Below are 1,227 nucleotides of genomic sequence, written 5' to 3' on the forward strand. Positions count from 1 at the left end.
TGAATCGCCCCGTTCCAGCTAGACACCTTTAAGCCTTAAACTTGAGGCAACAAGGAGGTGTTATGAGCAGCAAACGTTACCCGGAAGAATTCAAGCTAGAAGCAGTCAAGCAGATCACCGAGCGGGGCCACTCGGTGACCGATGTGGCTGGGCGGATCGGGGTGTCCCAACATAGTCTGTATGCCTGGGTGAAGCAGTACAGCCTGCCGGCAGAGGCCCGGCAGGAACAACAGGGCCAGTCGGTGGAGATCCGGCGGCTGAAAGCCGAGTTGAAGCGCGTCACCGAGGAACGCGACATTCTAAAAAAGGCCGCCGCGTACTTTGCCAAGGAATCCCGGTAAGGTACGCGTTCATCCGCAGCCAGGAAGCTCATCATTCCGTGCGCCGACTGTGCCAAATGATGACCGTACATCCCAGCGGCTACTATGTCTGGCGGTCAGAACCGCTATCGCCCAGGCAGCAGGAGAATCAACGCCTTGCCGGACTCATCAAGCAATCCTGGCTGGAAAGTGGCGAGGTCTATGGCTACCGCAAGATCACCGAGGATCTGCGAGACCTGGGTGAGCGTTGCGGCAAGCATCGCGTCTATCGCCTGATGCGCGTTGAGGGGCTGCGTTCGCAGACCGGTTATCGTCGACGCAAAAGCCGTTATGGCCGGCCCGCGATAGTGGCTCCGAATCGTCTGGAGCAGCAGTTTGATGTCCAAGCGCCCAACCAAACCTGGGTGACCGACATCACCTACATCCGAACTCATGAGGGCTGGCTCTACTTGGCGGTCGTACTGGATCTGTTTTCTCGTCAGATCATTGGCTGGTCGATGCAGTCACGCATGGAAACTGATCTGCCCCTCAATGCTTTGCTGATGGCGGTCTGGCGCCGTCAACCCAAATCGGCGGTCACCATCCATTCCGATCAGGGTAGCCAGTTCAGCAGCCATGAGTGGCAGTCTTTCCTGAAGGCCCACAATTTGGTGGCCAGCATGAGCCGACGCGGTAACTGCTATGACAATGCGGTGGTCGAGAGCTTCTTCCAGCTTCTGAAGCGGGAGCGCATCCGTCGGAAAATCTATGCTGACAGGGAAGAGGCAAGGCGGGATATTTTTGATTACATCGAACTCTTCTACAATCCGAAACGCCGTCACAGTTACACCGATGGCGATTCTCCGGTAGAGTTCGAAAAGAAGTATTTCAACCGGCTCGAAAGTGTCTAGTGGAGCGGGGCGATTCA

Annotated in this window: 1 protein-coding gene; it reads left to right on the forward strand. The window is 56.4% G+C overall.

The annotated features are described in order from the left end of the window. The first annotated feature begins 62 nt into the window (after positions 1–62). Positions 63–1,210, forward strand: a protein-coding gene (locus tag SCT_RS15205; protein WP_088178676.1) for an IS3 family transposase whose coding sequence is annotated in 2 segments (ribosomal slippage) — positions 63–300 and positions 300–1,210 — 1,149 coding nt in all. Because the reading frame shifts where the segments join, the coding sequence is not laid out codon by codon here. Positions 1,211–1,227 lie beyond the last annotated feature (17 nt).

It is taken from the genome of Sulfuricella sp. T08, from assembly GCF_000971475.1.
Classification (GTDB): domain Bacteria; phylum Pseudomonadota; class Gammaproteobacteria; order Burkholderiales; family Sulfuricellaceae; genus Sulfuricella.